18 protein-coding genes and 3 tRNA genes are annotated in these 14,821 nt (G+C 66.2%); 9 read left to right on the top strand and 12 right to left on the bottom strand.

The window, feature by feature from the left end:
- Positions 1 to 37: 37 nt before the first annotated feature.
- Positions 38 to 1,015 (bottom strand): homocysteine S-methyltransferase, encoded by a 978-nt coding sequence (gene mmuM / locus FK256_RS13045; protein WP_141425035.1) that lies wholly within the window; start codon positions 1,013 to 1,015, stop codon positions 38 to 40.
- A 151-nt stretch (positions 1,016 to 1,166) separates the two neighbouring features.
- Here mmuM and FK256_RS13040 point away from each other — a divergent pair, with 151 nt between their 5' ends.
- Positions 1,167 to 2,507, top strand: a complete 1,341-nt coding sequence (locus tag FK256_RS13040) for an amino acid permease (RefSeq protein ID WP_141425034.1) — start codon at positions 1,167 to 1,169, stop codon at positions 2,505 to 2,507.
- 35 nt (positions 2,508 to 2,542) lie between these two features.
- On the opposite strand, the gene FK256_RS13035 is transcribed toward FK256_RS13040, so the two are convergent.
- Positions 2,543 to 2,917 (bottom strand): YccF domain-containing protein, encoded by a 375-nt coding sequence (locus FK256_RS13035; RefSeq protein WP_141425033.1) that lies wholly within the window; start codon positions 2,915 to 2,917, stop codon positions 2,543 to 2,545.
- A gap of 87 nt (positions 2,918 to 3,004) precedes the next feature.
- Positions 3,005 to 3,925, bottom strand: a complete 921-nt coding sequence (locus FK256_RS13030; RefSeq protein WP_021607184.1) for an ATP-grasp domain-containing protein — start codon at positions 3,923 to 3,925, stop codon at positions 3,005 to 3,007.
- A 139-nt stretch (positions 3,926 to 4,064) separates the two neighbouring features.
- Between FK256_RS13030 and FK256_RS13025 the strand changes: the two genes are divergently transcribed.
- The 6 genes from FK256_RS13025 to FK256_RS13000 all read left to right on the top strand — a co-directional run bounded on the left by FK256_RS13025 (position 4,065) and on the right by FK256_RS13000 (position 6,371).
- Positions 4,065 to 4,568, top strand: a complete 504-nt coding sequence (locus FK256_RS13025) for a hypothetical protein (RefSeq protein WP_141425032.1) — start codon at positions 4,065 to 4,067, stop codon at positions 4,566 to 4,568.
- Positions 4,569 to 4,740: 172 nt separating this feature from the next.
- Positions 4,741 to 4,813, top strand: a tRNA-Lys gene (locus tag FK256_RS13020).
- A 49-nt stretch (positions 4,814 to 4,862) separates the two neighbouring features.
- A tRNA-Lys gene (locus FK256_RS13015) sits at positions 4,863 to 4,938 on the top strand.
- A 282-nt stretch (positions 4,939 to 5,220) separates the two neighbouring features.
- Positions 5,221 to 5,436 (top strand): hypothetical protein, encoded by a 216-nt coding sequence (locus FK256_RS13010; RefSeq protein WP_021607186.1) that lies wholly within the window; start codon positions 5,221 to 5,223, stop codon positions 5,434 to 5,436.
- Between the two features lie 253 nt (positions 5,437 to 5,689).
- Positions 5,690 to 6,166 (top strand): thioredoxin-dependent thiol peroxidase, encoded by a 477-nt coding sequence (bcp, locus tag FK256_RS13005; RefSeq protein ID WP_021607187.1) that lies wholly within the window; start codon positions 5,690 to 5,692, stop codon positions 6,164 to 6,166.
- Between the two features lie 123 nt (positions 6,167 to 6,289).
- Positions 6,290 to 6,371, top strand: a tRNA-Leu gene (locus FK256_RS13000).
- A gap of 65 nt (positions 6,372 to 6,436) precedes the next feature.
- On the opposite strand, the gene FK256_RS12995 is transcribed toward FK256_RS13000, so the two are convergent.
- The 3 genes from FK256_RS12995 to FK256_RS12985 form a co-directional block, all read right to left on the bottom strand.
- Positions 6,437 to 7,081 (bottom strand): STM3941 family protein, encoded by a 645-nt coding sequence (locus tag FK256_RS12995; RefSeq protein WP_141425031.1) that lies wholly within the window; start codon positions 7,079 to 7,081, stop codon positions 6,437 to 6,439.
- A 213-nt stretch (positions 7,082 to 7,294) separates the two neighbouring features.
- Positions 7,295 to 7,951: an SIMPL domain-containing protein gene (locus FK256_RS12990; RefSeq protein ID WP_021607189.1), complete on the bottom strand. Its 657-nt coding sequence runs from the start codon at positions 7,949 to 7,951 to the stop codon at positions 7,295 to 7,297.
- A 58-nt stretch (positions 7,952 to 8,009) separates the two neighbouring features.
- A complete protein-coding gene (locus tag FK256_RS12985; protein ID WP_141425030.1) occupies positions 8,010 to 8,303 on the bottom strand; it encodes an antibiotic biosynthesis monooxygenase family protein in 294 nt (97 codons plus the stop codon).
- 153 nt (positions 8,304 to 8,456) lie between these two features.
- Between FK256_RS12985 and rph the strand changes: the two genes are divergently transcribed.
- Positions 8,457 to 9,272 carry a ribonuclease PH gene (gene rph, locus FK256_RS12980; RefSeq protein ID WP_021607191.1) on the top strand — a complete coding sequence of 272 codons (816 nt, stop codon included), beginning with the start codon at positions 8,457 to 8,459 and terminating at the stop codon, positions 9,270 to 9,272.
- 17 nt (positions 9,273 to 9,289) lie between these two features.
- On the top strand, positions 9,290 to 9,994 hold the full coding sequence (gene rdgB / locus FK256_RS12975; protein WP_141425029.1) for an RdgB/HAM1 family non-canonical purine NTP pyrophosphatase: 705 nt from the start codon (positions 9,290 to 9,292) through the stop codon (positions 9,992 to 9,994).
- A gap of 14 nt (positions 9,995 to 10,008) precedes the next feature.
- Here the strand turns inward: rdgB and FK256_RS12970 are convergent, their stop codons facing one another.
- From FK256_RS12970 to clpS, 6 genes are all read right to left on the bottom strand, one after another.
- Positions 10,009 to 11,445, bottom strand: a complete 1,437-nt coding sequence (locus tag FK256_RS12970; RefSeq protein WP_141425028.1) for a L,D-transpeptidase family protein — start codon at positions 11,443 to 11,445, stop codon at positions 10,009 to 10,011.
- An 88-nt stretch (positions 11,446 to 11,533) separates the two neighbouring features.
- Positions 11,534 to 12,025, bottom strand: coding sequence for a DUF3054 domain-containing protein (locus tag FK256_RS12965; RefSeq protein WP_309314101.1), 492 nt, complete (start codon positions 12,023 to 12,025; stop codon positions 11,534 to 11,536).
- 35 nt (positions 12,026 to 12,060) lie between these two features.
- A complete protein-coding gene (locus tag FK256_RS12960) occupies positions 12,061 to 12,858 on the bottom strand; it encodes an MBL fold metallo-hydrolase (protein WP_021607195.1) in 798 nt (265 codons plus the stop codon).
- The gene (gene murI / locus FK256_RS12955; protein WP_021607196.1) at positions 12,855 to 13,718 is read right to left on the bottom strand and encodes a glutamate racemase; all 864 of its coding nucleotides are present in this window, start codon (positions 13,716 to 13,718) and stop codon (positions 12,855 to 12,857) included. Before murI ends, FK256_RS12960 begins: the two co-directional genes overlap by 4 nt.
- Before the next feature lie 30 nt (positions 13,719 to 13,748).
- Positions 13,749 to 14,438: a DUF2017 family protein gene (locus FK256_RS12950; RefSeq protein WP_141425026.1), complete on the bottom strand. Its 690-nt coding sequence runs from the start codon at positions 14,436 to 14,438 to the stop codon at positions 13,749 to 13,751.
- Positions 14,438 to 14,773: an ATP-dependent Clp protease adapter ClpS gene (gene clpS / locus FK256_RS12945; RefSeq protein ID WP_021608874.1), complete on the bottom strand. Its 336-nt coding sequence runs from the start codon at positions 14,771 to 14,773 to the stop codon at positions 14,438 to 14,440. Before clpS ends, FK256_RS12950 begins: the two co-directional genes overlap by 1 nt.
- Positions 14,774 to 14,821 lie beyond the last annotated feature (48 nt).

Raw genomic sequence — 14,821 nt, 5'->3', positions numbered from 1 at the left:
CTGATTCACCGGACCGGCGACGCCGGAGGGCTCGCGGCTACGTACAGACCGCGTGGGCGAGCTCGCGGATCTGAGCCGGACAGGTACGGCAGCAGCCGCCGACGAGCCGGGCTCCGGCGGCGATCCAGGAGGGTGCCAGCTCCACGAGCCCGCCCTCCTCGCCCGCTGACCGCCAGCTCTTGGTCACCGGGTCGTAGAGCTCACCGGCATTGGGGTAGGCCACCAGCGGTTTGTCCGTCGCCGCACGCAGCACCGGCAGCGCTCGGCCGACGACGTCGGGGGCCACGCAGTTGATGCCGATAGCGACAACCATCCCCTCCTGCGCCGCCCAGGCCGCCGCCTCGGCCAGCGGCATACCATCAGCCAGACGGGTGCCGTCGGACCGCACCTGGAAGGAGATCCAGCACTCGGCCTGCGGAGCGAGGCCCTTCACCATGGCGAGGAGCGCCTGCGCCTCATCCAGACGCGGAAGCGTCTCCAGGGCGAACAGGTCGACTCCCTCCCCCACCAGCACCTCGATACGGGGCAGGTGCACGTCCCGGAATACCGGGGCGTCAAGGGCTCCGACATCGTAGACGCCGGTGTACTCGCTGCCGTCGGCCAGGTAGGCGCCGTAGGGCCCGAGTCCCCCGGCGATGAGCACCTGCGCCTCGGGGTGCTCCGCCCCAAAGCGACGAGTGGCTTCCCCGGCGAGACGGGCCCCGGCCGCGATGACCTCCCGGGCGCGGTGAGCGTCATGCCCCGCCCGCAGCAGGGCCGGAAGCGTTGCCTGGTAGGTGTTGGTGGTGATGACGCGGGCACCGGCCTCCAGGTAGTCGGTATGAACCTGGCGCACGGCCTCGGGGGCAGTGGTGAGGGCAAGGGCAGACCACAGTGGGTCACGGGTGTCGACGCCGCGGGAGTCCAGCTCTGTGCCCATCGCCCCATCCAGGACGACTGGGCCGCGAGACAGAAGATCGGACAGCCGGACCGGACTGCGCCCCAAGGACGTGGTGGATGCCGAGGACGTTCGCATTGCGACACGGTATCGGATGGTTCCCGGAGGTACCGGTAGCGTCCCGATCATGGCTCCCGTAGAAGAATCTCGTGAGGCGGCCAGCACGTCGGCCGCCTCGCCAGCCGGCGCCCCCGACAGACAAGGCCATATCACGGCGTTGGAGCGCCGCATGAATCAGCGTCATCTCATGATGATCAGCTTTGGCGGAGTCATCGGTACGGGGCTGTTCCTGTCCACCGGTTACACGATCAATCAGGCCGGTCCGCTGGGAACTGTGCTGGCCTATTCCATCGGCGCCGTCATCGTTTACCTGGTCATGATGTGCCTGGGGGAATTGAGCGTGGCGATGCCCTTCACCGGAGCCTTTCACGTCTATGCCCGTCAGTACCTGGGGCCCGCCACCGGGTTCGTGACCGCCGTGCTGTACTGGCTCACGTGGACGGTGGCCCTGGGAAGCGAGTTCACCGGCGCCGCCATGATCATGTACGGCTGGTTCCCGGACGTTCCCGTATGGGTGTGGGCTGCCGCCTTCATCACCCTGGTCCTGGTGCTCAACATGGTCTCTGTCAAGGTCTTCGCTGAGGCGGAGACCCTGCTGTCGGGGATCAAGGTGGTTGCGATCATCCTGTTCATCGTTCTGGGCACGGCCGCGATCATCGGCCTGCTGCCCTACGAGGGCCATCGCGCAGCGCTGGGACTGACGAATCTGTACAGGGACGGACTCTTCCCCAACAGCTTCGGCACCGTTTTCACCACGATCCTGGCGGTCAACTTCGCCTTCTCCGGGACCGAGCTTATCGGCATCACGGCGGGAGAGGTGGAGGACCCGGGCACCACCATCCCCCGGGCGATCCGTGCGACGCTCGCCCGCCTGGTCATCTTCTTCATCGGCTCGATCGTCATCATCGCGGCGTTGATCCCCTGGAAGGAGGCCGGAGTTGAGGAGAGTCCCTTCGTGACGGTCCTATCCAGGATCGGCGTGCCCTACGCCGGGGACCTCATGAACGTCGTCATCCTGGCCGCCATCCTGTCCGCGGCGAACTCGGGTCTCTATGCCTCGACCCGCATGCTGTGGTCGCTGGCCAACGAGGGCACTCTGCCCGCGGTTCTGGCCCGTACCAACCGCTTCGGGGTGCCGGCACTGGCGATGGGGCTGTCCATGGTCGGCGGGCTCGCAGCCCTGCTGACCTCGACCTACGCGGCATCCACGGTCTATCTGGTCCTGGTGTCCGTCTCGGGGCTCGCCGTCGTCCTGGTGTGGGTGGTCATCGCCGCCTGCCACCTGTCCTTCCGACGGCGCTGGGTCGCCGGGGGCCGCAGCCTTGACGACCTGGCCTACCGGGCTCCCGGGTACCCTTGGGTGTCGATCGCGGCGCTCACGCTGTCGGCGGCATCCTGCCTTCTCATCGTCTTCGACTCCGAGCAACGGCCGGCCTTGGGAATCACCGCCGCATTCCTGGTGGTCTGCTACGTCGGTTACTGGGGGGCCAACCGTCGGATCGGCCTTTGAGGGCGGGGCCGGATGCGCCGCCGTTCTGGAAGGCCTTAGCTGGACTCGACGATCTGTTTGCCGAAGGGGAAGCAAGTGACCGGGATGAGCTTGATGTTGGCCACGGCTAGCGGTATCCCGATGATGGTGACGGCCTGTAAGGCTGCGGTGGTGACGTGGCCGATGGCCAGCCAGAGCCCGGCGACGAGGAACCAGATGACGTTGCTGATCGCGCTCATGGCGCCTGCCCCGGGCGCGGGCACCACCTCGCGCCCGAAGGGCCACAGCACGTAGGAGGCGATGCGGAAGGAGGCGACGCCCGCGGGGATCGTGACGATGAGCAGGCAGGCGATCAGGCCGAAGAGGAGGTAGCCGAGGAAGAGCCACAGCCCGCCGAAGACGACCCAGATGATGTTGAGCAGTGTGCGCATGATCCGGCTCCCTTCACCGTGCCCGGTCGCCGGGGCGGCGACCCGCCAGAAGGATACCCGGACCTGGCGAGCATGGTGCCGGGCGGCTCACCACAGGACGCGCTGGGCGATGGCATCGGCGAAGTTGTCCAGCGCCTCCGGGGCAGCCCCCAAATAGAGGCCCGCGTCGATCAGTGAGACCTCCATGAGGTAGAAGCCGCCCCTACCGTCTCCGACGACGTCGACGCGGTTGAACAGCAACTGTATGTCGCGCCCAGAGACCTCCTTGATAAGCGCATGGATGGCCTTGCGCACCCGCTCACCCCAGAGCCACTCCTGCTCGCTGGGCTCCCGCGCGGTGACGATCTCCTCATGGATCTCATCTGTCGACTTGAAGGACGGGTGGAGCATCGGAGCCTTCTCCACCGCATGGGAGAGCACCCCGTTGAAGTAGACCAGGGAAACCTCGCCCTTGCGGTCCACCTCCTCCAGGTACCGCTGGACCATAACGGTCCGCCCACGACGCAGGTGGTGCATGGCATCGTTGATCGCGGCGGACCGAGAGGAGGCGTCGGTGGCGGTGTAGCGCCCCGTTCCACGCCCGCCCGAGGAGATGGCCGGCTTGACGACGAAGTCGCCGTGAGCGGGGAAGCGCGTGTGGACCTGGTGCTTGGAGTAGCCCGCCTCCGGCTCCAGCCAGGTCGTCGGAATCATGGGTACCTCCCACTCGCCCAGGCGAGTGAGGTAGTGCTTGTCCGAGTTCCAGGCGACGACGTCGGGATGGTTGGTCAGCCTGGGCACCGAGCGAGCCCACTGGAGGAAGTTGGAGTAGTTGCCCTTGGCGGCGTAGTCGCGGACGCTGCGCAGCACGACCGTGCCGGACTGGCCCCAGTCGACGTCGGGATCATTCCATACAGCGATCCTCGGTTCGATGCCGCGCGCACGCAGAGCATCGGGCAGGCCGCGGTCGTCGTCGTCAAGCTCTGGGAAGTCGGCGCAAGTCGCCAGCGTCACGATCGGGTCGCTCATGTGGCCCACGCTACCGTGCAAGACGGCTCGGTGAGAGCCGCCGGCATGTGACGCCCAACCGCACCCGTGCCCACACGAAGCAGAGACCCTGATCGGGCCGATCGGGGGAACACACACGAGCGGGTGCCACAATGTTGGGATGACCGCCGCCCCCCGCAAGCCGCTCGGAACCGCCAACCAGCGCTACTGGGCGTCGATGGCCTCCATCGTCGTCGTGACCATCATCGTTGCGGGTCTGCTCGCGGGGACGGTCTCCAAGCTCACCGGCGCTGGTGCGGGTCGCAGCAGCGTTTGGGGCGGGATAGTGGTCGTTCTGGTGATGCTGGCGGGCTGGACCCTCGGCACTCGCGTGCGCGATCGCAAGAAACTCGATCTGCCCCTGTGGCGCCGCCTCGATGAGGAACAGACGGTCACCTTGAACCAGTACCGACAGTGGTCGCGTACCGGCCGTATCGAGGATACGACGGCGAACGGGAGCTCTATGAGCGGCAAGGACGAGCGAGCCGGGAAAGCGGGCCGAGGCCGGTCGGCCAAGGCGCCGCCGAAGACGCGCCCGCAATCCACGGCGTCGAAACGGGACCGCATCCGCGCCGCCGATGTCCGCCGTCGCCGACAGGATCGAGAGAACCGCCCGCCGAGCTGAACGAGGCAGCCCCCCGGAAGACTCGAAGCTAACTGCACCCGTCCGAGAGCCCCTGAGACTTGCCACACAATAGGCTGGTTTCGTGGATTCCGGCTGGACGAGTCCCTCCTCCATCCGTAAAGTATTCCTCCGTCGCCCGGCGAAGCACGTCAAATGACATCGTTGTGGTGAAGCACCGCTAGCTCAATTGGCAGAGCAGCTGACTCTTAATCAGCGGGTTCAGGGTTCAAGTCCCTGGCGGTGTACGGCTCTTCCGCCTCATCAGGACGGGAAGCATCGGCCGTCACAGGCCGAGCACCGCTAGCTCAATTGGCAGAGCAGCTGACTCTTAATCAGCGGGTTCAGGGTTCAAGTCCCTGGCGGTGTACCACGAGGGGCGACTGCGTACTCGGAATGGTTCCGAGGCGCTACAGCACAAGCACGCAGGCGATCAGTCCGCGCCCGCCTGCGGCATGGGTCTGAGATACGCTCGAAATCCGCTGTCTCGTCGACTCCCGCTCCCCTCGCGAACACAGTGCGGCCGTCCGAATCGGCCGCGCCGCCAGAAGTCTTTGCCCGCAGAACATCGGTGTACAGGTATGCCTGATCGCACCGCCCGCTGCGGCCAGGCCCTCATGGGCCGACGACGTCGAAGGAAGTCGAGGGAATACGTATGACACACAGCATTCACACCACTACCGCACTGACCGCCGAGCCAGCGGCCGGCGCCCCCGAGGCCCATGACGGTGCCGATCGCGAGCTCTTCGCCGCGCGCGCCGAGCTAGCCTCGCTGGGAGCAACCGCTTCACCATCCCGGCTTGAGCGTGCGCTGGAACGTCTGGACGCAGCTCAGAGGGCATCCCGGCAGTCGCTCTCCCGGGCCGCCTGATCGGGGCGCAGCACACAAGATAGTTGATTCGATGAGGTCGGGGCTCGCTGTGGCGCGCCCCGACCTCATCATTCGGTTCGCCACCATCGTCCTCGCGATGATGCCGAACCGGGCTGCCGGAGGTTCCGGACAATGCGATGGCACTGAGAACAACGTTCGCCAGATCACGAAAGTAACTCGCCGAATCCACTGCCGAAGGCACCGGGAACGATGCGAGGATGAGAGCATCCGCCCAGGCTCCCAAGGAGGACCTATGACCCAGCTCGCCGTCGGTGACCACGCCCCGGAATTCTCCCTGCTCGACCAGGACGGCCGCTCCGTGGCCCTCAACGACCTTCTCGCCGACACGGACAAGGGCGTCATCGTCTATTTCTACCCCAAGGCCAGTACTCCGGGCTGCACCAAGGAGGCCTGCGACTTCAGGGACTCCATGGAGGGGCTCAAGGCGGCCGGCTACGCCGTCGTCGGCATCTCCCCTGACCCGGTGAGCGCTCAGGTCAAGTTCGCCAGCCGCCACGACCTACCCTTCCCCCTGCTGTCGGACGCCGACCACGTTGTGATAAAGGCCTGGGGCGTATGGGGCGAGAAGAAGAACTACGGCAAGGTCTACACGGGCGTCATCCGTTCGACCGTGGTGGTGGCGCCCGACGGAACCGTGACGCTGGCCCAGTACAACGTCCGGGCGACAGGGCATGTCAAGCGTCTACGGGCTGCGCTCGGCGTTGATTGAAGAGCCGGTCACCCGGCAGGCCCCATGGCCCCGGAGACGCTGAACTCGACTCCCTTCAGTACGGGCGCGGCGGCCGCCGTATTCGGAAGTTCGCGCTGGAGTCGGTAGAGTGGATGCGTTGCAGCGCGAGTGGCGGAATTGGTAGACGCCCCAGGTTTAGGTCCTGGTGCCTTCGGGCGTGAGGGTTCGAATCCCTTCTCGCGCACAAATATATGGACCCGACGTCGTTATGCCGTCGTCGCGGCACACACGGCCCTGATGGTTGTGGGACTATCGCCCCGGTCCGTTCCAGCCGTCGCTTGCCCGACTACCGCTGTAGTACCGGTGCGCCTGTTGGAGCACGGCGAGCAGCTCTCCCCTTCCGCCCTCCAACATCGCCGGAAGGTACACGCGCCCCTCTCGCAGGGTTCCCCGGTCCACCAGCTCGTTGGCCCGCTGACTCAGCTGGGGCGCGGCAGCATCGTGGCTGCGCGCCCGCTGCCCCTGCGGCGTCAGGACGTAGCCGGTCACCAACTGCGCCCTGGTGCCGCCTCCGGAACTGATCTGCTCCCCGAAGAACTCGGCGATGTCCGTCCAACGCGCGGACTCGTTGACAACGTAGGACTGACCGGAGCGCCGTTCCAGACGCAGCCCTTCGGGAGTGACGACCAGCCGGCTGCGACGGAGGATCTTCCTCATCACGGCGGAGATTCCGACGACACCGAAGAAGACGACACCCACAATCCCGCCCACCATGAACTGAAGCGAGGAGTCCGACTGGTTGGCGAGTGCGAGCAGACCGATACTCAGCACGGTAAAGACGACACATCCCAGGAGCATTCCCCACTGGCGGGAGGGGGACTCTGGAACTACCAGCACGCCGGTACTGCGCAGCTGCTCGGTCTGTCGGCTTACTAGGTCAGCATCGATACCCATGACTCGTCCACACCTCCTGTGACGCGAGATCATCTACATGCAACTTCACCCTACGATGAGCACGCGTCTGGGCACAAGGGAACAACTCCCCAGCCCTATCGATACCGCGATGCCACTAGAAACAAAAGGCCGCATCGAACAAGGAGGCTTAATCCTTCTAGACCCATTCCGGATCTGACAGACTCTACAGAATCTACAAAGAGGTTGAATAGGTTACTCAGCCAGGAACTCCGCTTCGATCGATGCACTCATGCGAACATCCTCCGGCGTAAACTGGTAGGCGTCAGAAGAGGCCTTTCCATATCCCGCCCCTCCGCCACCCCGACTGGCCACAACACTTGACATTCCACCAGCCGTATTTTTCTGCAGAAAACCCTCATCCGCAACAGTCTTGACGGAACTGACGTGCAGACCAAGAGCAGAAGCATACTGTTCCGCCTTGTCTTTTGCTGAGCGCACCGCCTTTTGACGCAACCAGGTCTCGAGCTCCTTCTTGCGATGCTCAGTCACCGACCACTCTATCACCCAAACGCGCACTCCTTTAAACGCCAGCACGGAATTCATCCACGCTCCCATGCGGGAGAAATCGCAGAATTTCACCTTCACGCCGACCTCTTCGGAGAATTTGACGCCGTCATCATCCTTCCATGACCACGTGCGTGCTTTCGATACGGCGAACCATGTGACAGGGCCCTCTTGCTTATCATGCAATGATTCTATCTGCGCCCGCACCTGGTGCAGCACGTCAGACACTTGAGCCCGCACATGTTCGCGGTTCAGCCCTGTGCCCCTCACATCCAAGTGGACTGTGGCCCGCTGGGGCGGTTCGTAGTGATCGACACTTTCCCTGACGAAGATGTTTGTCACCATGCTCAGCTTCTTCCGATCAAGAACGATGATTTCAAGAGGCGTCGGTCTGTCGAAAGCCCTACTGCTCGTGCTGGACGACCTCGAAGCCGAGGACCTCCACGCTCATGCCCCGGCGCTTGTCGTCCTCGTGCCCGCCGGTAGGCCGTGCTGCCTGCCAGCGCTCGTAGTCCTCTCGCGTCCGCCATCTGGTCACCACGAAGTAGCGGTCCTCGCCAACGACTGGGCGCAGCAGCTCGAAGCTCTGGAAGCCCTGCGAGGCATCAACACCGCGCTTGCGCGCGGCGAAGCGCCTCTCGATCTCCTCCTGGGCGCCCTCGGGGAAGGTCAGCGCAGTGATGTTGACATAGGTCATGGTGTTCTCCTCGTTCTTCAACTCGGCTCCGTGTTGGAACAGATGGTGCAACGAACGCTACCGGCCAACCGCCGCCTCGCACCATGGCCGCCGGTACCCCACAAGACGCAGAGGCTGCTCCGGAACCGAGACACGGCCGGGTAGCCTGGGCCCATGACAACCGCCCCGTTGACCCGCAAGGACGGCCGCGCCGTCGACGAGCTTCGTCCCGTGACCATGACCCGCCACTGGCTGGACCACGCTGAGGGATCGGTTCTGGTGACATTCGGACGCACCCGCGTCCTGTGCGCCGCATCCTTCACCGAGGGCGTTCCGCGCTGGCGCAAAGGCAGTGGTGAGGGGTGGGTGACCGCCGAGTACGCGATGCTGCCCCGGGCCGGATCGGAGCGCTCGGGCCGTGAGTCCGTGCGCGGCAAGGTCGGTGGCCGCACCCATGAGATCTCCCGTCTCATCGGCCGCAGCCTGCGCGGCATCATCGACGTGTCCGCACTGGGCGAGAACACGATCGCGCTGGACTGCGATGTCCTGCAGGCCGACGGCGGCACCCGCACCGCAGCCATTACCGGCGCCTATGTGGCCCTGGCCGATGCCGTCGCCTGGGGCACCGAGCGGGGGCTCATCAAGGCCCGCTCCGGTAGGCCGGTGCTGTCCGACTCCCTGTCCGCCATCTCGGTGGGGATCGTCGACGGCGTGCCCTGCCTCGACCTGCCCTATGAGGAGGACGTCCGCGCCGAGACCGACATGAACGTCGTCCAGACCGGGGACGGCCGGTTCATCGAGGTCCAGGGCACCGCCGAGCACGCCCCCTTCGACCGCTCCGAACTGGGAGCGCTGCTCGACCTGGCCGCCTCCGGCAACGCCCAGCTCTCCGTGCTCCAGCGTCGAGCTCTGGCCGGCCCCAGTGGGGAGCCCTTCACCGTGTCCTCCTCGGAGTCCTCCACGGACCCGAACACCCCTGAACCTCACTGATCACGGGGGCATGCTCCATGAACACATATTCCTCCGCCGATGCCCTTCCAGTTATGGACGAAGGCGGGGTACCCACCGGGGCCCGGCTCGTCCTGGCAACCCATAACGCCGGAAAACTGGCCGAGCTGAGGCAGATCCTTGAACCGCTCGTACCGGGCCTGGATCCCGGCGCCGTCATCTCGGCAGCCTCACTCAAGGTTCCAGAACCGGTGGAGGACGGGCTGTCCTTCACCGACAATGCTCTTGTCAAGGCCCGGGCACTTGCCCTGGCCACCGGCCTGCCGGCGGTCGCCGATGACTCGGGGCTGTGTGTGGATGTGCTGGGCGGAGCGCCGGGGATCTTCTCGGCCCGCTGGAGCGGGCGGCACGGTGACGATGCGGCCAACCTCCGCCTGCTTCTGGATCAGCTCGCCGATGTTGTCGATCCGCATCGGACGGCGCGGTTCACGTGCGCCGCGGTCCTGGTCCAGCCCGGCTCCGACGGACTATCGGAGCAGGTCACCACGATCGAGGGTTCCATGGAGGGACGGCTCGCGCGTTCCCCCCGGGGCGATGGGGGCTTCGGATACGACCCGATCTTCGTGCCCGTCCAAGAGGACGGGCCGGCGGGTCGGGGCCGCACCACCGCCCAAATGGCTCCTGAGGAGAAGCACGCCATCTCCCACCGGGGCCAGGCATTCCGCGACCTTGCGCCGATCCTGGCGGAGATCCTGAGCCGGTGAGTTCGGGCATACTGTCAGTAGTGCGTCACCACAGTGGTGCCGATCTCGGACCACTGCCAGATCGCCTGAGCGTCCGCCACCGGGATGTTGATGCATCCGTGTGAGGACTCGTCCGTACCGATGCCGAACTCCTTGACCCAGGGAGCACCGTGGAGGGCGTAGCTCTTGTGCCAGTAGCTCACCCAAGGAACGCCTCGTTCGCAGTAGGGCCATTCGGGAGTGCACCCCATGTCCTGCGCCCGGTGGCGCAGGTAGATCTTGTAGGTGCCGGTCACGGTCTCGTGCCCAACGCCACCGTGGTTGATGAGGATCGGCCCGTAGACGACCTTCTGCCCCTCATAGGCGGTCAGCGTTGAGTCGGTCAGGTTGACGTCGATCCACTTCTCCCCCTCCTTGGCCTGGTAGGCGAAGCGCTCCGGCCCGCTGGGCACCACCCGGTTCTCGGTGGAGTGGGGAACCTCGTTCCAACTGATCTCCTGGCTAAGGCTCCTGCCCTGACCGAGCCCCTGGGCGAGCGCCGCCGTCACCTCCTCGATATTGCCCGCCCGTCTTCCGGCCTTGCCAGGGCGGGCGAGCTGGAGCACTGTCCCGGATGAGTCGACGTCGTTGATGGCGTTGACCGGACTGCGCTCCGCCTCCGCGGTCAGTGAGGAAACCCAGGCCTTGACTCTGTCCTGCGAGACCATGGGCACAATGCGGTCCTCCTTGATGGGGAAATCGATCCAAGAGGCCTTTTGAGCCCTGGTGGCCGTGTGCGCGGCGGCATCGACCGTTACCGAGAGCTCGGCGTCCAGCAGTGCGGTTGCCGATCGTGCCACCGCGCTCGCCTCCTCGGCGCTCACCGTGGGCTCGGTCCGGCGGATCGACAGCGGCGCCGTGTGATCGGAGAGCTTGCGCACGGCGGCATCGAGGACCGAGTCAAGGTCATCGGGGTCGATGCCGTCACCTGATCTTCCGGGTGAGGCGATGAAACCACCGCCGTCTTCATCCCAAGCCACTGTCGGCTCGACGGCATGATCGTGCAGCGTGCTGCTCAGCTGGGATACCAGCGCGGCACGGGCTTCCTCGTCGATCGTGTACCGCACCGTCACCTCCCGCTTCCTGACGATGCCGCGTAGGTGGGCCATCGGCGATCCGGCTCCGGACACGGCGGCCTCCACGGTCGCCTGGGCGTCGACCCGGGCGATCTGGGAGATCGGAACGGTGGTAGAGGTTCCTTTGACGTTCAGCGTCAGTGAGGCTGATGCGGCCCTCTGGGAGACGAGCGCGATCAGGGTCTGCCGGTCGATTCCGGACACGTCCTGTCCCATGAGCATGGTGCCTCGTGGAGCCCGCCCCTCGTGCCGGTGCGCATAAGTGAGGAATCCGCCCACTCCTCCCATGAGGAGGGCGACGGCAACCAGAGCGCCGATCCACCGATGTGATCGACGCTGCTTGGAGGAGTGGTGCATGGCGTCAAGGTATGAACGGCCGGGTTGCCACCCCGTAAAGAGAGCGCCCCGGAGTCGGAAGGAGTCGAGGGGCTGCCCTTGGCAGAGACTAACGCCCGTCCTGCTCCTGCTCGGCGAGGCGCCGTTCCAACGGTTTGGGGATCAGAGAATCGTGGGCGCGCACGTAGCCGTAGAGCCATCGCCATCCTCCCAGGAACACCAGGAGGAAAGTCCCTGTCATCACCGCCCAGGAAGCCACGGCCGCGCCGTCGTCGAACGCTGCTGTCAGGTAGCGCAGCGCGGTCCAGGTCACCCAGACGAGTCCCACGACGATGAGCCCCTCGGGTAGCGCCATCTCCAGATGATCGGGGTGACCACGTCGGAGGAACCAGGTAGCGCCCCAGGCGATGACCACCGCCACAGCCACCTGCCACAGCGCGGTGACGACCTGCCCCATCGTGTGCGTCGAGGCGGCGCCGAACAGGGCCACGAGCGCCACGGCCACGAAATCCGCGGGAATCACCAGCCACCAGCGAGTCCGCCGGTCTCGGATCCAAGGACAGTCCGTCCCGTCGGGCAGAGCCGGGGTGAAGGAGATCATCCGCTGCTTTGGGGGGCGGTCCTGCCCGCCGGGGCTCACAGCTCCCAGACGGCGTCCGCCGTCGCCGCCTCCAACGGGCCCGAGTAGACGGATGCGGCCTCCTTGAGGGGCACGGCCGGATCGGTCCAAGGCTGGATGTGGGTGAGGACCAGGTGACCCGCACCGGCCTGGGCGGCCAGCTCCCCGGCGCGACGACCGGTCATGTGCATTCCGCCCACCGTGTCACGGCCCTCGACGAAGGCCGCCTCAGCCAGGAGGAGGTCCACACCCCGGGCCATGTCGCTCATGCTCTGACACGAGTCGGTGTCGCCGGTGAAGGCCAGGTCGACCCGCTGTGAGGGATCCTCCTCGCTCGGCCCCTCGATCCGGTAACCGTAGGCTTCCACCGGATGGAGCGCCTCGAAGGGTGAGATCACCATGGGCCCCACGCTGTAGGACCTGCCGGGCACGGCGGTGACGAAACCGAACTCGGTGGCGTAGCGCTCGGTCGGCGGCACGCCGTCAACACCCTGAAGACGCTCCAGCAGCTCCGAGGGCCCCAGGCAGGCGACCGGCCCCAGCGCCCCGGTCGGCAACCAGCGCCGGTAGACGTGCATTCCCACCAGGTCGACCATGTGATCGGCGTGGCAGTGGGAGATCGCGATGGCGTCGAGCTCGGCGGGATCGAGGTGCCGCAGCAGCTGCCCCATCGATCCCGGCCCGAGGTCCAGCACGATCGAGTAGGTGCGCAGCGCGCCGTCGGCATTGACTCCGTCGGCCTGTACCAGGTAGCAGGACGCCGGGGACTGAGGACCCGACATGGAGCCGGAGCATCCGATAATCGTGAGTCTCATGCAGATCCTTGGAGGGTGGCGGGAAGGGGGGAAACGTCGGACGGCACGGCGCGGGCGCCCGATTCGGAAGAGGCGAAGGCGATGCGCTCGACGGCGGCGACCTCGGGCCCGAGGAAGCGCCGGGCCAGCACCGAGAAGGCCTCCGGGTCACCGGTGGAGCGGAAGTCATGGCGCGGTTCAGGAGCGTCTGATCCGCGAAGGAGGTTCTTGCGGGCCAGTGCCCGGTAGACATCCTTGGCGGTCTCGTCGGAGGAGGTCACCAAGGGCACGTCCTCCCCCATCACGTAGGATATCGGCCCCACCAGCAGAGGGTAGTGGGTGCATCCCAGGATGAGCGTGTCGACACCGGCCGCCTTGATGGGGGCGAGGTACTCCTCGGCGACGTCGAGAACCTCGGCGCCGGTGGTCACGCCCCGCTCGGCGAGCTCGACGAAACGCGGGCAGGCCTGGGAGAAGAGCTCGACGCCGGGGACGGCTTGAAGCGCATCGTCATAGGCGCGCGAGTCGACCGTCCCCCGGGTGGCGATCAAACCAACCCTGCCGTTGCGGGTCACCCGGGCAGCCGTACGCGCGGCAGGGTGGATCACCTCGATGACCGGGACGCCCCGACCCAGGGTGTAGCGCTCGCGAGCATCGTGCAGGACGGCTGCGGAAGCAGTGTTGCAGGCGATGACGAGCAGCTTGACCCCGCGGTCCACGAGCTCGTCCATGATGCTCAGGGCCAGGGAGCGGACCTCGGCGATGTCTCGGGGGCCGTAGGGGCCGTTGGCGGTGTCCCCGATGTAGAGCACCTGCTCGTGGGGCAGCTGGTCGAGGACGGAACGGGCGACGGTGAGGCCACCGACCCCAGAGTCGAACATCCCGATCGGAGCATCATTCACACAGCGAGACTATGCGGGCCCTGTGCCCCCGAACAGCGCGGATACCAGTGATTCCTGCCACCAGGTGACCATGTCGTAAACGAGCGCTGTACCGCGGTACCACTGCTCGTGAGAAGTCTCGCTCTCAGGGGCCTCCTGGAAGGCGATGTCGTGGACGTGCCCGGCGTCCTGCGCCGACTCGATCCCCAGGCGCTGAGCCAGCACGAGGCGGATGTCGTTGATCGCACCGAGCCAGTCGGCCTCCTGTCCCAGCGGCACCAGCACCGTCGCCTCGGGGCCCGATGGCACCCGTAGCTCGGCAACCAGCCGCACCAGGCGGGCGACCTTGTCGCCCCGCAGCCGTGCGCGGGTCAGACTGCTCACCTCCATCGCGGTGATGGGATCCTCGGATGCCTTCGGCAGCAGGACGCCGACGACGGGATCCGTAGTCGGCCGGCCGGCGTGAACGTGATTGGCGGGCGGATCAACGTCGAAGTCGAGAGCCGCCAGGACCTCGCGATCCCGCTCGCTCTCCCCCGGGCGCCCCGGATCGGCACGGGACGACGGCGAAGCGGCGACCGAGTCGTCCGCGTCCTCGTGAACGGAGTCATCCGCTTGGAGGAGGGCCCTGACCTCAAGGGCCAACCGGGCCAAGATCTCTCGCTCCCAGTCATCGAGACCGCAGGCCAGTCCCTGGGAGACCCGACGAAAGGCTCGCATCACTGTCCTCCTGCAGCATCGCTCGCGGAGCCCTCGCCGTCGTCGCCTAAAGGCTCGATCGTGGCGCGCAGACCATAGCCGTGCATCGCGGTCACGTCGATCTCCATGCGCTCGCGGGCGCCCCGGGAGACGACGGCGCGGCCGGTGGTGTGCACCTGCATCATGCGAGCCTCAGCCACGGGCAGAGAGAAGCCGAAGTAGGAGTGGAAGACCCAAGTCACATAACTCATCGTGTTGACCGGATCGTCATGAACCACGGTGCACCACAGGCGCTGAGCGCGGGCACAAGACTCCTCCAGGATCTCCGGTTCGGCGACGGGCAGCGAGGCGCTCATGCCACCAGGGTAACGGCGCCCCGGCAATATGAGGTCGGTGATCCGCCA

Origin of the sequence: Actinomyces johnsonii, from assembly GCF_006546835.1 — a bacterium.
Classification (GTDB): Bacteria; Actinomycetota; Actinomycetes; order Actinomycetales; family Actinomycetaceae; genus Actinomyces; species Actinomyces johnsonii.
The sequence above is the reverse complement of the archived record's forward strand: the minus strand, read 5'-3'. Positions and strand labels throughout refer to the sequence as shown.

Coding starts and splice junctions, on each gene's coding strand:
- FK256_RS13030 (WP_021607184.1), bottom strand. CDS start 3,925: ATGAGCGACCCGATCGTGACGCTGGCGACTTGCGCCGACTTCCCAGAG.
- mmuM (WP_141425035.1), bottom strand. CDS start 1,015: ATGCGAACGTCCTCGGCATCCACCACGTCCTTGGGGCGCAGTCCGGTC.
- murI (WP_021607196.1), bottom strand. CDS start 13,718: ATGTTCGACTCTGGGGTCGGTGGCCTCACCGTCGCCCGTTCCGTCCTC.
- FK256_RS13025 (WP_141425032.1), top strand. CDS start 4,065: ATGACCGCCGCCCCCCGCAAGCCGCTCGGAACCGCCAACCAGCGCTAC.
- FK256_RS12950 (WP_141425026.1), bottom strand. CDS start 14,438: ATGCGAGCCTTTCGTCGGGTCTCCCAGGGACTGGCCTGCGGTCTCGAT.
- FK256_RS12995 (WP_141425031.1), bottom strand. CDS start 7,081: ATGGGTATCGATGCTGACCTAGTAAGCCGACAGACCGAGCAGCTGCGC.
- FK256_RS12960 (WP_021607195.1), bottom strand. CDS start 12,858: ATGAGACTCACGATTATCGGATGCTCCGGCTCCATGTCGGGTCCTCAG.
- rdgB (WP_141425029.1), top strand. CDS start 9,290: ATGAACACATATTCCTCCGCCGATGCCCTTCCAGTTATGGACGAAGGC.
- FK256_RS12985 (WP_141425030.1), bottom strand. CDS start 8,303: ATGACCTATGTCAACATCACTGCGCTGACCTTCCCCGAGGGCGCCCAG.
- FK256_RS12990 (WP_021607189.1), bottom strand. CDS start 7,951: ATGGTGACAAACATCTTCGTCAGGGAAAGTGTCGATCACTACGAACCG.
- FK256_RS12965 (WP_309314101.1), bottom strand. CDS start 12,025: ATGATCTCCTTCACCCCGGCTCTGCCCGACGGGACGGACTGTCCTTGG.
- FK256_RS13010 (WP_021607186.1), top strand. CDS start 5,221: ATGACACACAGCATTCACACCACTACCGCACTGACCGCCGAGCCAGCG.
- rph (WP_021607191.1), top strand. CDS start 8,457: ATGACAACCGCCCCGTTGACCCGCAAGGACGGCCGCGCCGTCGACGAG.
- clpS (WP_021608874.1), bottom strand. CDS start 14,773: ATGAGCGCCTCGCTGCCCGTCGCCGAACCGGAGATCCTGGAGGAGTCT.
- FK256_RS12970 (WP_141425028.1), bottom strand. CDS start 11,445: ATGCACCACTCCTCCAAGCAGCGTCGATCACATCGGTGGATCGGCGCT.
- FK256_RS13040 (WP_141425034.1), top strand. CDS start 1,167: ATGAATCAGCGTCATCTCATGATGATCAGCTTTGGCGGAGTCATCGGT.
- bcp (WP_021607187.1), top strand. CDS start 5,690: ATGACCCAGCTCGCCGTCGGTGACCACGCCCCGGAATTCTCCCTGCTC.
- FK256_RS13035 (WP_141425033.1), bottom strand. CDS start 2,917: ATGCGCACACTGCTCAACATCATCTGGGTCGTCTTCGGCGGGCTGTGG.